Source organism: Paraburkholderia hospita (assembly GCF_002902965.1).
In the GTDB taxonomy this organism is placed as follows: domain Bacteria; phylum Pseudomonadota; class Gammaproteobacteria; order Burkholderiales; family Burkholderiaceae; genus Paraburkholderia; species Paraburkholderia hospita.
In genome coordinates this window covers 2934184-2948338 of record NZ_CP026106.1, presented here as the reverse complement: position 1 = coordinate 2948338, position 14155 = coordinate 2934184, and the positions used below count along the sequence as shown (strand labels likewise).

Genomic DNA, 14155 nt, shown 5'->3' with positions numbered 1-14155 from the left:
GTGTCACTCCTTAGGTCTGCACGTGCTTGCGCGCGTCGTGGCCGATGGCATATTCGCTGACGTCGCCGGTCAGCCAGGCGACGAATGCGTTTGGCGGCAACTCGCCCGCGTCGACGCGATCGCGCACGCGCGGCGGCGTTTCGAAGATCACCTTGCCGGCAGGGCGCTCGACGAGCGGCACGGCTTCATTGCCGAGATTCAGCACGATCGACAGCGTCTCGCCGTCGTCGAGTTTCCAGCGCGCGGTTAGCGCGTTCGCGTCCTGATCGCCGGCTGCCTTGAGGATCGTTGCACCGAGCGCCTTTGCATGACGCAGGCGCGGCGCGATCAGCTTCGCGCGCACGGCGAGCGCGGATTTGTAGAAGTGCATCCAGTCGAGCGCGTCCTTCGCTTCAGGCGTGTCGCCGTGCCGCTCAGCAGGCGGCGACGACATGGCGAGCGTCTGCGGATCGTTCGGATCGGGAATCAGCGCGCGGCGCTTCTCGTCGGCGAATGCGGAGAAACGCGCGAATTCCTTGCGGCGTCCTTCGCGCACGGCGTTCGCCAGATCGCCGGTGTAGTCGGTGAAAAAAAGGAACGGCTGTTTCGAGCCATATTCCTCGTCCATGAACAGCAGCGGAATCTGCGGCGACAGCAGTAACAGACCCGTCGCGGCGCGCAGCGCGTCATCGGAGCACAGCGTGCGCAGACGCTCGCCCATCGCGCGATTGCCGATCTGATCGTGGTTCTGCAAGAACGCCACGAACGATGTGGGCGGCAAATGGCCGCTCGGCTGGCCGCGCGGTTTGTCGTCGTGGATCGGCGAAGGGTCGCCCTGATAGCCGAAGCCGCTGCCGAGTATCCGCGCGAGCCGCTGGATCGGCTGATCAGCATACGCGGCGTAGTAGCCTTCGTGTTCGCCCGTCAGCAGCACGTGCAGCGTGTTGTGCGCGTCGTCGTTCCATTGCGCGGTGAAATGCCTGTCGAGCAGGTTCGCCGTATTGCGCTCGTTTTCCAGCACGAGATGCACGTGACGTCCGTGCTGCACATGCGCGCGCACGTGATCGGCGAAACGGCGCAGCCAGTCGTCGTTGTCGATTGCGTGCACGGCGTCGAGGCGCAAGCCGTCGAAGCGATATTCGTTGAGCCAGTAGAGCGCGTTGTCGCAGAAGAATTCGCACACTTCGCCGCGCTCGAAGTCGATTGCGGGCCCCCACGGCGTGTGCGTGCCTTCGCGGAAAAACGGCTTCGCATACTGATGCAGATAATTGCCGTCCGGGCCGAAGTGGTTGTAGACCACGTCGAGGAACACCGCGAGGCCGTGCGCGTGCGCGGCGTCGATCAGCGCTTTCAGGTCGTCGGGACGCCCGTACGCGGAGTCGGGCGCATAGGGCAGCACGCCGTCATAGCCCCAGTTGCGTGTGCCGGGAAAATCGTTGAGCGGCATCAGTTCGATTGCGGTGACACCCAGCTCAGCGATGGCGGGCAGGCGCTTCATCACTCCGCCGTAGCCACCCAGCGCGCCGACATGCAGCTCGTACAGCACCGTTTCTTCCCACGGCCGGCCGCACCAGCCCGTGTGCTCCCAAGTGTAGGCGCGCGGATCGATCACTTCGCTCGGGCCGTGCACATCCTGCGGCTGAAAGCGCGATGCGGGGTCAGGAATCAGCAGCGAGCCGTCGAGCTTGTAGCGATACAGCGTGCCCGCGCCGCAACCGATCTCCGTTTCGAACCAGCCGTTGCCCGTCGCGCTCATGTCGTGCGTGCCGGACCCATCGCCGTTTTCGACGACCACCTGCACCTTCGCGCACGACGGCGCCCACAAGCGAAAGCGCGTGCGTTGCCTCGCGCTCGCCGCGCCGAGCAACTGCGCACCGAACGGCAGGCAGTGCGCGTGATGATGCGCGTGAGGGTCGATAGGACGTTCATGCATGATTGTCACCATTCGTCGGCATGTTGATACGCACACTCATTGCAGACCTTCCGGCATGGGCTTGCTGCCGATAATCGGGCGCACGCGCCGTCAACCCGACTGCTCCGTGTCGGGCATCGACGTGCCCGGGTCCGGCGGCAACGCGGTCAACAAACGCGGTCCGTACTGCGCGCCCGCGCGCCAGCTTGCCTGCCAGTCCGCGTCGCCCGTGGGCTGTGCCGCGAGCACCACCATGCTGTGCGCGGGCACTTCCAGGTCGGGCGTCGCGAGCGGCGCGGGCGGCGCTTCAGGGTTCGCCGTATCCAGCAGCACATGCCATTCCAGGTGCGGCGGCGGAGGCATGAAGCGCAGCGCCGCGCCCGACGCGTTCAACATCATCAACAATACTTCCGTTTCTCCATTCAGGCCTGCGCCCGCGCGCCGCAGCGTGAACGCGCGGCCCTCGGGGTCTTGCCAGGCTTCGATGGTCAGCGCTTCGCCGTGCTCGTCGAACCAGCCGACGTCGTAGAGACCCGGCAGCACTTCACGGTCGCCGAACAGGAAGCGGTTTTCGCGCAGCAGCGGATGCTGTTTTCGCAGCGCGATGATGCGCGCGAAGAACATAGTCATTTTGCGCCCGTGTGGGAGCGCGGCACGTTCCCAATCTATCCAGGAAATTTCGTTATCCTGGCAATACGCGTTGTTGTTGCCGCGCTGGGTGCGGCCCATTTCGTCGCCGGCGAGCATCATTGGTGTGCCGAGCGCGATGAACAGCGTTGCGATCAGCGAACGCGAGACACGCTCGCGCGCCTCGGAGATCGCGGGCTCGTCGGTCGGGCCTTCGACGCCCCAGTTCGAGCTGTAATTTTCGTTGTGGCCGTCGTTGTTGTTCTCGCCGTTGATCTCGTTGTGCTTCTGCGAGTACGCGACGAGATCGGACAGGGTGAAGCCGTCGTGCGACGTGACGAAGTTGACCGACGCCGTCGGCTTGCGAAAGCGCCGGTTGAACAGATCCGCGGATCCCGTCAGCCGCGCGGCGAGATCGGGCCGCATGCCCGCGTCGCCGCGCCAGAAACGGCGCACCGAATCGCGGAAACGGTCGTTCCATTCGCTGATGCCGGGCGGATGATTGCCGAGCTGATAGCCGCCGGGGCCGATATCCCACGGCTCGGAAATCAGCTTGCGTTGCGACAGGATGGGATCTTGCCGTAGCGCGTCGAAGAAACCCGAGCCGGGATCGAAACCCGAATGCTCGCGCCCTAGCGTGACGCCGAGATCGAAACGAAAGCCGTCGATATTGAACGCGGTCGACCAGTAGCGCAGTGAATCCATCACCATTTGCAGCACGCGCGGATGGGGCATGTTGAGCGTGTTGCCGCAGCCGGTGTCGTTGATGTGATGGCGTTCGTCGCCTGGAACGAGGCGGTAATAGCTGGCGTTATCGAGTCCGCGCCACGACACGGTGGGGCCCATCTCATTGCCTTCGCACGTGTGGTTGTAGACGACGTCGAGTATTACCTCGATTCCCGCCGCGTGCAGTTGACGGACGGCGATGCGCATCTCATCGAGCCGGTGTGCGGTCAGATAAGAGGGTTCTGGCGCGAAGAACGCGGCCGTGTTGTAGCCCCAGTAGTTGCGCAGCCCGCGCTCGACGAGAAAGCGGTCGTTGAGGAACGCGTGGACGGGCAGCAGTTCGACGGCGGTGACGCCGAGCTTCAGCAGATGCTCGATGAATTCTGGCGATGCGAGTGCGGCGAACGAGCCGCGTTCGGGTGTGCGCAGGTCTTTGCGGAGCATCGATGTGCCGCGCACGTGGGTTTCGTAGATGACGGTTTCGTTCCACGGGACGTTGGGGCGGGTGTCGTGGGACCAGTCGAAGGCTTCGTCGACGACCACGCACTTGGGCATGGCTGGCGCCGAGTCTCTTCGGTCGATCGAGAGGTCCATTCTGTTCGAGTGCACGCGGTAGCTGAACAGTGCGTCCGACCATCGGAACTGGCCGATGAGTTTTCGTGCGTAGGGGTCTAGCAGGAGCTTGTGTGGGTTGAAACGGTGTCCATGCTGCGGTTGATATGGGCCGTGGGCCCGGAATGCGTATACCGTGCCTGGGTGCGCGTGCGGCAGGTAGCCGTGCCATACCTCGTCGGTGCACTCTGGCAGCGTGTAACGCTTCAGTTCTTTCCTGCCTGTCGGCTCGAAAAGGCATAGCTCGATGCGTTGCGCGTTCGCGGAGAAGACGGCGAAGTTCACGCCTAAGCCGTCCCAAGTTGAGCCTAATGGGTACGGGGCGCCCGGGAGTAGTCTGTCTGGTAGTACGTGCGGCATGGCAAGTGTTCCCGTTGTTGTTGGTTTTGCTTTTGCTCCTGCGGTGGCTTCCGTTTTTTGCGTTTGCGTTTTCGCTGCCGCTTTCGCTTTCGCTGGCATCCGCGATTAGTTAGCGCGCTTCAAGCGTCGCCCCTGTGCGGGGCGGCACCTACTTTTCTTTGCCGCCGCAAAGAAAAGTAGGCAAAAGAAAGCGGCTAACACCGCCAACATTTCTTCCTGCCTGAGGGACCCCAACCGGTCCCTCACTTCACACGGCAACTTTCCTGTTCGCGTTCGTTGCCAACGCTTTCGCTGTGCGCCTCACCCGCTTCACGCACGCCAGTTACTGCATGCCGTTCCAGACATTCCACCGCCGCCCAGGTGGCAAACTGTGTGTCGGCCCAAGTGCCCCACACGCCTCACTCCGGACCGATAGCGCACGCGTCCCACCCTGTAAGAGCGTCGTGCTATACGACGGGACAACCTACACACAGTTTGCCACCTGGGGGGCGCAAACCATTCGCTGCCGCTAGCCCATGCGTGGGTGCGTGAAGCGGGTGAGGCGCATAGAGAAAGCGTTGGCAACGAGCGTGGGTCACGTGAATGCCGTATGAAGCGTAAGACCCTTTGGGGGCCCTCAGGCAGACACAAAAACTGGCGGTGTTAGCCGCTTTCTTTTGCCTACTTTTCTTTGCGGCGGCAAAGAAAAGTAGGTGCCGCCCCGCACAGGGGCGACGCATGAACGGCAGACACCGTAACGCGGATGCCAGCGCAAACACCAAAACCCCAACCCTAACCTCACCAGCCTCGCAGAGAAAAACCAAACCCAAACCCAAAACCTCAATCCGCCCGCAGCACAACAGTCCCAAGCGGCGGCAGCACTAAAGAGGCCGACTGCGGCCGCCCATGCGCCGCTACCTCATCTGTATAGATGACACCACCGTTCCCAACATTAGACCCACCATAAACCCCAGCATCGGAATTAACGATCTCAACCCACCGCCCCGCGCGGGGCATCCCAATCCGATACCCATGCCGGGGCACCGGCGTAAAGTTGCAAACCGTAATCAGCTCACGCCCCGCACCATCCATCCGCCGCCAGGCAAAAACCGAATTCGCACTATCGTCACCGATGATCCACTCAAACCCACCCGGCTCAGTATCAAGCCGATGCAACGCCGGCTCCTCGCGATAAAGCCGGTTCAAATCCCGCACAAGCCGCTGCACCCCATGGTGCAACTCATCATCGAGAAGATGCCAATGCGGCGACCCATCGTGATCGAACTCGGCCATCTGCCCAAACTCGCCGCCCATGAACATCAGCTTCTTGCCCGGATGGGCCCACATAAACGCAAAGTACGCCCGCAGATTCGCAAACTTCTGCCAGCGGTCGCCCGGCATCTTGCCCAGTAACGATCCCTTGCCATGCACGACCTCGTCGTGCGAAAGCGGCAACACGAACTTCTCGGAATACGCATACACCATCGCGAACGTCATGTTGTGGTGATGCCATCGACGGTTGATCGGGTCTTCTTCGACGTAGTGCAACGTATCGTGCATCCACCCCATGTTCCACTTGAACTGGAAGCCGAGCCCGCCATCCTCGATGCGCGCCGTCACACCCGGCCATGCCGTCGATTCCTCCGCGATCGTGATCGCGCCATGCACGTCCGGCATATGCTGCACTTCATGATTCAGCCGCTTCAAAAACGCAATCGATTCGAGATTCTCGCGCCCGCCATGCACGTTCGGCACCCACTCGCCCGCCGCGCGCGAATAGTCGCGGTACAGCATCGACGCGACGGCATCCACCCGCAAGCCATCGACGTGATAGCGCTTCAGCCACGCCAGCGCCGATGCAATCAGGAACGCGCTCACCTCGTTGCGGCCGAGGTTGTAGATCATCGTGTTCCAGTCCTGGTGATAGCCTTCGCGCGGATCCGCATGCTCATACAAAGGCGTGCCGTCGAACTCGATCAGCCCGTGTGCATCGTTCGGGAAGTGCGCAGGCACCCAGTCGAGTATCACGCCGAGCCCCGCCTCGTGAGCGCGGTTGATAAAGCCCGCAAACTGCTCCGGCGTGCCGAAGCGCGCCGACGGCGCGAACTGCGCCAAAGGCTGATAACCCCACGATCCGCCGAACGGATGCTCGGCAATCGGCATGAACTCGATATGCGTGAAGCCCATTTCTTTCGCGTATGGAATCAGGCGGTCCGCCAGCTCGGACCAGGTCAACCCGCGATGCCCTTCCTCCGCGACGCGCAGCCACGATTCCGCATGCACCTCGTAAATCGAGATCGCGGATTGCGCGGTCTGCTTCGACGCGCGTGTCTGCATCCAGTCTCCGTCGGTCCACGGAAAACGCTCGACGTCGTCGACGTGCGCGACCACGGACCCCGTCGCGGGTGGCCTCTCGGTCTGCATCGCGCAAGGGTCGGCCTTGAGCGGCAACGGATGGCCGTCGCGCGTCAGCATCTCGTACTTGTAGCGCGTGCCCGCGCCGATGCGCGGCACGAACAGTTCCCACACGCCGGCCTGATGGCGCAGCCGCATCGGATGACGGCGGCCGTCCCATGAATTGAAGTCGCCCACCACCGACACGCGCCGCGCATTCGGCGCCCACACGGCAAAGCGCACGCCCGGCACGCCGTCCGCCGTGAACGGCCGCGAGCCGAGGCATTCGAGCACCGCGTAGGGATCGCCCCACGCGACGCGCTGCAACGGCTCCTCGCCCAGCACGGGGCCGAACGAATACGTGTCTTCGATTTCCTGAACCGACCCATGCCAGTCGATCCGCAAGCGATACGCCACGGCTTCGCTGACGGGACCCGCGAACAGGCCGCCCGGATGCAGTTGCTCCAGTTCGCCGAGCAGCCTGCCGTCGTCGCGCGCAATCACCGACACGCGCGCCGCGTTCGGCAGCATCACGCGCACGACGGGACCAGCGCTCGTCTCGTGCATGCCGAGTTGCGAGAACGGATCGTGATGGCGCGCATCGACGAGCGCATCCAGATCCACGCGATGCAGACCGGCCGCCTCTAATTGAACGTTGTAGTGCTCACTCATAATCGCCCTCTGATGCTGCGGGAGGCGCCGAGGCAGCCGCCGGCGAATGCGGCGCTGCGCCCGTGTCGCCCAGCAGGCGGCTCGTCAGCGCGGCGAGGCCGCGCACCGGCAAGCCGAGCCATGCCGGCCGGTTGGCCGCTTCGTAGCGGATTTCATAGGCGGCTTTCTCGATCAGGAACAGATCGAGCAACGCCTGTTCGTGCTCCGGCGCGACGAGCCGTTGCGACGCGGCTTGCGTTGCCGCGCGGTACTCGGTGAGGAACGCCTCGGCAGCGGCGGCCCGGAAGCGCTCGAACAGCGCGCGCTTGCGGTCGGCCGTCATCTGCGGCGCGGCTTCCATCGTCGATTGCGCGGCGGCGCTCGCGTACGACAGCGAACGCAACAGCCCCGCGACGTCGCGCAGCGGGCTGGACTTCGCGCGGCGCTCTTCGAGTTCGCGCGCCGGCTCGCCTTCGAAGTCGATCAGGAAGGCGTCGCCTTGCGCCACGAGCACCTGGCCGAGATGGAAGTCGCCGTGAATGCGCGTGCGCAGCGCATGCGCGTCGGGCTTCACGAGCTTCGACACCGCTTCGACCAGCTTGTCCTTGCGGTCGAGAACGCTGCGGCCGAGCAGTGCGGCATCTTCGCCGAGCTGATCGACGTTCTTCTCGAGCAGCTCGAGCGCGCTGGCAAGCAATTTCTGCGTGCCGTCGATCCACGCCTGCACCTGCTTGCTGTCAGCGAGTTCGGGATCGAATGCCGGATTGTCCGAAGGCGTCGCGAGCGCGACGTGCAACTCGCCGAGCCGCTTGCCGATGATGCCCATGTACGACGCGTAGCCTTCCGTCGCCTCTTCCTCGTTCACGCGGTCCTGGTTCGCCTGGTTCTCGTTGTTGGCGCCATCGACGGCGAGCGCGAGTTCGTCGATCGAACGGCGCAGCGTGTCGAGCGCCCAGTTCCACGCGTCGCCCTGGTTGTCGACGAAGCCTTGCAGGATACACAGCGTATGCGGCACGTTCTCCGGATCGACGCGCACCACTTCGCCATACAGCGGCGCCGTGTTCGCATAGCCGAGCTGCGTTAGATAGCGGCTCATTTCCGCTTCCGGGTGCATGCCCTTCAACAGGCGCCGCACGAGCTTCAAGACGATCTTGTCGGCGATCACGAGCGAGCTGTTGCTTTGCTCGGCGGCGAGCCAGCGGATTTCCGGCGCATCGCCAAGATCGAGGTCGGCGAAACGGTCGGTCGGAATGAAATGGATCGTGCTCTTCTGGAAAGTCGCCACGGCGGCGCGCTCGCGCAGTTTGCGCAGCGTGCCGTACGCGAACTGCGGCAACGCGAACGCATCCGTCAGATGGCCGACGTTGCGCCCGCGGCGCACGCGCGCCAGCGCCAGTTGCATGAAGAGCGGCGTGGTCGTGTCGGCGCCCCACGTGATCGCGAGCGGCAGCACGTAACGCTCGGTGTGGTTGCCGACATCCGCTTCGATCTCCGTGAACGCGAAGCCCGCTTCGGGGATCGTCGTGAGCGCGGCGAGGCGCACGGCATGCAGCTTCTGATCCTTCGACGCATACCATCTGCGGCGTCCCAGCCACGACGGCAACACTTCCGATTCGAGCAGCCGCACGTTTTCTGGCGTCGGGCCCGCCTGACCTTCGCGGATCACGATGGTCACGAAATCGGGCAGTGGTTCGGACGGCGCCTGGCTCCATGTCGGACGGCCGCCGCCTTCGCAAAGAAGGAACCACAGGAAGCCGTACGGCGGGAACGTCAGCAGATACGTCAGTTGCCCGATCGCGGGGAACACCGAATCCGCCGTCATTTCGATGGGCACTGCACCGTTGAATTCGGACAGATCGAGTTCGACCGCCTGCGGCGCGCGCGACAGGTTCGCTACGCACAGAATGGGCGGCTGGCCGGGCAGTTCGCGCAGATACGCGAGAATCTTGCGGTTGCTCGGCTTCAGGAAGCGGATCGTGCCGCGCCCGAACGTGTGCTTCGAGCGGCGCGTCGCGAGCATGCGCCGCGTCCAGTTGAGCAGCGAGTGCGGATCGCGGCTTTGCGCTTCGACGTTCACGGCATCGAAGCCATACAGCGAGCCCATCACGGGCGGCAGCACCAGTTGTTCGGGATCGGCGCGCGAGAAGCCGCCGTTTCTGTCCGACGACCATTGCATCGGTGTGCGCACGCCGTCGCGGTCGCCGAGGTGAATGTTGTCGCCCATGCCGAGTTCGTCGCCGTAGTAGATGACGGGCGTGCCCGGCATCGACAGCAGCAGCGAATTGATCAGCTCGATGCGGCGGCGGTCGCGCTCCATCAGCGGCGCGAGGCGTCGGCGGATACCGAGGTTCAGGCGCGCACGCCGGTCGCTCGCATAGGTATTCCACAAGTAGTCGCGCTCGGAGTCCGTGACCATTTCGAGCGTGAGTTCATCGTGATTGCGCAGGAAGATCGCCCATTGGTTCGTCTCGGGGAGATCCGGCGTCTGTTTCATGATGTCGGTGATCGGGAAGCGGTCTTCGCTCGCAATCGACATGTAGATGCGCGGCATTAGCGGGAAGTGGAACGCCATATGGCATTCGTCTTCGTTGCCGAAGTATTCCTGCACGTCTTCCGGCCACTGGTTCGCTTCGGCGAGCAGCATCCGGTTCGGATACTCGGCGTCGATGGTCGCGCGAATCTTCTTCAGGATCGCGTGCGTTTCGGGCAGATTCTCGTTGTTCGTGCCTTCGCGCTCGACGAGATACGGCACGGCATCCAGCCGCAACCCGTCGATGCCCAGGTCGAGCCAGAAGCGCATCACCTGCAGCACTTCGCGCAACACAGCGGGATTGTCGAAGTTCAGGTCGGGCTGGTGCGCGTAAAAGCGGTGCCAGTAGTACTGGCCTGCGACGGGGTCATGCGTCCAGTTCGACGGTTCAGTATCGATGAAGATGATGCGTGTCTTTTCATACTTCTTGTCCGTGTCGGACCATACGTAGTAGTTGCGATGATTCGAGCCGGGCTTCGCGCGGCGCGCGCGCTGGAACCACGGGTGCTGGTCCGACGTGTGGTTGATGACGAGTTCGGTGATCACGTGCAGTCCGCGCGCGTGCGCTTCCTGAATGAAGCGTTTGACGTCGCCAATTGAGCCGTAGTCGGGGTGCACGCTCTTGTAATCGGCGATGTCGTAGCCGTCGTCGCGGCGCGGCGACGGATAGAACGGCAGCAGCCAGATCGCGCTGACGCCGAGTTCCGCGATGTAGTCGAGCTTCGCGATCAGGCCGGGGAAATCGCCGACGCCGTCGTTGTTCGCATCGAAGAACGACTTGATGTGCACCTGGTAGATGATCGCGTCCTTGTACCAGAGCGGATCGTCGGCGAGCGTCGACACCTTGGCGCGGCGCGACGGGCGCGGCTTCGCTGGAACGGCCTCGGCTGTCGTGTCGGTGAAATGCTGCGACGTGCTTTCGGCGGAATCGTCACGTTTCATATCGCACCTTCATTGAATGTCGTGTCGTGGGCGGCCCGATGCGTGTCGCTTTCATCGGGAACAGCGTCGCGCGGCAGGCCGGCCGCGGGCGCGATGCGCCAGATCGCGAACGGCCGCGTGCCGGGATCGAGCCGCACGTGTTGCCATCTGCCATGCCATTGAAACCGCTCGCCCGTCATCTGGTCGATCACGTCGATGGCGCCGTGATCGGGCAGGCCCCAGCCGTTGAACGTGCTCCACGACAACTCGATATCCGCGCCCTGCTCGTTATACGGATCGAGATTGATCGCGACGATGATCACGTTGTCGCGCGCTGGTGTGGCCTTCTCAAAGAACAGGATGCTCTCGTTGTGCGCGGGCAGGAACGTGAGATTCAGATGAGAGTGCAGCGCCGGGTTCGTGCGGCGAATGCGGTTCAGTTCCGTGATCTCGCGCACGATGTTGCCGGGCCGGTTCCAGTCCCATGCGCGGATCTGATACTTCTCCGAATCCAGATACTCTTCGCTGTTCGGCAGCGCGGCGGCTTCGCACAGCTCGAAGCCGCTATACACGCCCCAGAGTCCCGACAGCATCGTCGCGAGCGCGGCGCGAATCAGGAAGCCCGGACGCCCTTGCGACTGCAGATGACGCGGGTTAATGTCCGGCGTGTTGACAAAGAAGTTCGGCCGGAAGAATTCGCGCAGATCGGTTTGCGTCAGTTGCGTCAGATACTCGGTGAAGTCGCGCTTCGATTCGCGCCATGTGAAGTACGTGTACGACTGCGAAAAGCCCAGCTTCGCGAGCCGCGCCATCACGCGCGGACGCGTGAACGCTTCGGCGAGGAAGATCACGTCGGGATGCCGCACGCGCACGTCGTTGATCATCCATTCCCAGAACGGGAAAGGCTTCGTGTGCGGATTGTCGACGCGGAAGATGCGCACGCCCGCATCGATCCAGAACAGGATCACGTCGCGCAGCGAAAGCCATAAATCGGGCTTTGCGTCGTGCGCGTAGAAGTCAGGATTTACGATGTCCTGATACTTCTTCGGCGGGTTCTCCGCGTAACGCAGCGTGCCGTCGGGACGCCACGCGAACCAGGTTGGATGCTGCTTCAGCCACGGGTGGTCGGGCGAGCATTGAATCGCGAAGTCGAGCGCGATTTCGAGGCCGTGGTCGTGCGCGGCGGCGAGCATGCGCTTGAAGTCGTCGAGCGTGCCGAGCTGCGGATGCACGGCGTCGTGGCCGCCCGCTTCGCCGCCGATCGCATACGGGCTGCCCAGGTCGTCCGGGCCCGGCGTCAACGTGTTGTTGCGTCCCTTGCGGTTGGCGATGCCGATGGGATGGATCGGCGGAAAGTACAGCACGTCGAAGCCCATGTCGCGGATGCGCGGCAATTTGCCGATCACGTCGTCGAAGTTGCCGTGCCGATGTTCGTCGTCACTCATCGAGCGCGGGAAGATCTCGTACCAGCTGCCAAAGCGCGCGCCCGCGCGTTCGGCGTCGATGCGATACACGATCGGATCGCGCGACAGCCCTGGCCGGTGACGCGCGGCGGCGAACGCTTCCGCCGTCGTGGGCGCCAGCACGATCGCGAGGCGCTCGCCCGTGTCCGCTTTCATGAATTCCTTGACGATCGCTTCTAGTTGCTGCGGTTGCGAGCCGTCGGTAGTTTCCGTCTCAGCCAGCGCAAGCGCGAACAGATGCTTCGCCTCTTCGACTTCGAGTTCGACCGACTGATCCGCCTTCAGCTTTTTCTGCATGTGATCGACGAGCGACGCGAAATCGTCGCGCCACGCAATCACCGTGTATTCGTGACGCCCGATGCGTTCGAGCGGAATGCGCGCTTCCCAGATGTCGTTGCCGGCGGGCTTCGCGGGCGTCATCGGCGCTTCGTGCCAGGCGGTTTCATCGGCGGCGCGCCAGATCACGGCGGCGGCGATCTTGTCGTGACCTTCGGCGAACACGGCTGCCGTGATGTGCACGCGCTCGCCGACAATGCGCTTGGCGGGGAAGCGACCGTGATCGACGGCCGGCGACACGCTTTCGATCGCGACGCGCGAGCCCGCGATCGCATCGAGCACGCTCTTGTGTCCCGACGTCTTGGTGCTCTTTTTGTCGATGGGCGGCGCGAGCACGATCGGTTTCTCGGCGACCGCGCGGAACAGGCGGCACGCACCCGGCGCGAGCGTGAATGCGGCAAGCGGCTGCGGCGCGCCGCGCGTGTCGGTGCCGAGTGGCACGAAGCGCGTGAAGCCGCCCGGCACGCCGTCGAGCAAGCGCGCGGGATCGACGCGCACGGGCGTGCCCAGCTCCGGGTTGATCGCGACCATCACGGCTTCGCCCGCGTCGCGCAAATCGCGCTGATCGCCGCGCAAGAGGATCGCGGCATGGGTGTCCGGGCCGGACAGCGAACGCAGCTCGCCATTGGTTTGCAGCGACCAGGTGTCGCGTGCGATCGCATTCGCGTGACGCACGCGCTCGGAGAGATCGAAGCGCGCCGCGCCGCGCAGGCTCGCGTAGTGGGCGTCGTCGCCGAGCGTGTGCGAGATCGGTTCGGCGATGCCGTATTCGAAGCCCATCGGCATCATCCAGCCGGTGCCCGTCGAAACAGCTGTCAGCAAGGCGCGGCGATACGCGCGCTCGACGATCGCGGAATCGTGCACATGTTCGAGGTCCGCCGCGAGCCGCGTGCCGTACGGCGCTTCGGGAAAGGCGACGGGCGAAGCGATACGCGTCAGCAGCGCATGCTCGTCGAGCATCCACGGCGCGCGGAAGTCCCACCAGCGCGACGACGAGAACACGGCGTCGAAGCCCACGCCTTCGAGCGCGGCGACGTCCGAGCGCACGAGGCCGGGCGTCGCGGCGAGAAAGCGTGAGGACGGATGGCGCGACGCGCGCACGGCATCGAGCAGCCGCCGCCACGCGAAGGCGGGCACGCGGTGCGGAGAATCGAAGCGGAATCCGCCGATGTCCGCATCCGCGAGCGCGTCGAGCGTCTGCGCCCACCAGTCGAGCAGCGGCGCGGCCGCGTGCTCGTCGTTGAAGTTCGCATACGCGACGTTGTCTTCGTGACGCGCGTGGCGCGGATCGAGCCGCGCCTCTTCCGGCTCGAACGGATGAAACCAGTCGCGATGCTCGCGGAACAGATGGCCGTCGGCCGCGGCGCGGTCGATCACCAGATCGACGAGTAGCGTCAGGCCATGCTGGCTCGCCGTCTCGGCGAGGCGCTGCAGCACGTCGTGCGCGCTCTCGGTGCTAGCGAGCGCGGGATGCAGCCGCGCATGATCGCTGACGATCTGCGCGTGGCCGGCCTGTCCCGGCTGGAACAGCCCGCCGATCAGCACATGATCGAAGCCGAGCGCGGCGGCATGCTCGAACTGCGCGGGCCACGCATCCAGCCGTCCGACGAGGGGAGAATGAACGAAGTAAATCCGCGGCGCATAGGCGTGAGGAGCTTCCATCGG

Annotated in this window: 5 protein-coding genes; all 5 read right to left on the bottom strand. The window is 64.2% G+C overall.

The features are described 5' to 3' along the window. Positions 1–10: 10 nt before the first annotated feature. Positions 11–1912: a malto-oligosyltrehalose trehalohydrolase gene (gene treZ, locus C2L64_RS31800; protein ID WP_039900163.1), complete on the bottom strand. Its 1902-nt coding sequence runs from the start codon at positions 1910–1912 to the stop codon at positions 11–13. 90 nt (positions 1913–2002) lie between these two features. Further along, positions 2003–4216 carry a glycogen debranching protein GlgX gene (glgX, locus tag C2L64_RS31795; protein WP_007579599.1) on the bottom strand — a complete coding sequence of 738 codons (2214 nt, stop codon included), beginning with the start codon at positions 4214–4216 and terminating at the stop codon, positions 2003–2005. 819 nt (positions 4217–5035) lie between these two features. Further along, positions 5036–7261, bottom strand: a complete 2226-nt coding sequence (glgB, locus tag C2L64_RS31790) for a 1,4-alpha-glucan branching protein GlgB (protein ID WP_007582610.1) — start codon at positions 7259–7261, stop codon at positions 5036–5038. Further along, the gene (gene treS, locus C2L64_RS31785; RefSeq protein WP_007582613.1) at positions 7254–10712 is read right to left on the bottom strand and encodes a maltose alpha-D-glucosyltransferase; all 3459 of its coding nucleotides are present in this window, start codon (positions 10710–10712) and stop codon (positions 7254–7256) included. The genes glgB and treS overlap by 8 nt, the downstream gene beginning before the upstream one ends. Further along, a complete protein-coding gene (locus C2L64_RS31780) occupies positions 10709–14152 on the bottom strand; it encodes a maltotransferase domain-containing protein (protein WP_007582614.1) in 3444 nt (1147 codons plus the stop codon). The genes treS and C2L64_RS31780 overlap by 4 nt, the downstream gene beginning before the upstream one ends. Positions 14153–14155: the final 3 nt, after the last annotated feature.

Excerpts from the sequence above, each read along its gene's own strand:
- treZ (WP_039900163.1), bottom strand. The coding sequence starts at position 1,912 with ATGCATGAACGTCCTATCGACCCTCACGCGCATCATCACGCGCACTGC.
- glgX (WP_007579599.1), bottom strand. The coding sequence starts at position 4,216 with ATGCCGCACGTACTACCAGACAGACTACTCCCGGGCGCCCCGTACCCA.
- glgB (WP_007582610.1), bottom strand. The coding sequence starts at position 7,261 with ATGAGTGAGCACTACAACGTTCAATTAGAGGCGGCCGGTCTGCATCGC.
- treS (WP_007582613.1), bottom strand. The coding sequence starts at position 10,712 with ATGAAACGTGACGATTCCGCCGAAAGCACGTCGCAGCATTTCACCGAC.
- C2L64_RS31780 (WP_007582614.1), bottom strand. The coding sequence starts at position 14,152 with ATGGAAGCTCCTCACGCCTATGCGCCGCGGATTTACTTCGTTCATTCT.